We start from the raw sequence: 234 nt of genomic DNA, 5'->3' as shown, positions 1-234 counted from the left end.
CCCGCTTTCGGGAGATGGCTGGATGCCGCGGTGCGGGCGACGACCGCGCTCGACACCGACGCCCTCGGCACGTTCACCGGAGACGTGCCGAGGGCGCTGAGCCCGATGGATGCCGCCGAGGCCAAGGCCGCGGGCGCCGCGGCCGAGCTCGGGACGCCGTTCGGGGTGGCGACGGAGGCGTCGTACGCACCCTCGCTCGGCGGCTTCGGGCCGGTCGTGCACGAGGAGCTCGTC

General features: G+C 75.6%; 1 protein-coding gene. It reads left to right on the top strand.

The window, feature by feature from the left end; translation table 11 throughout:
* Positions 1-234, top strand: a 234-nt coding sequence (locus tag ACZ3HG_RS24925; RefSeq protein ID WP_465335235.1) for a hypothetical protein, incomplete at both ends; no start/stop codon positions are given.

The organism is Erwinia sp. PME.40.26/001 (assembly GCF_055556675.1).
Note: the sequence above shows the minus strand (reverse complement) of the source record. Positions and strands in the feature narration are given on the sequence as shown.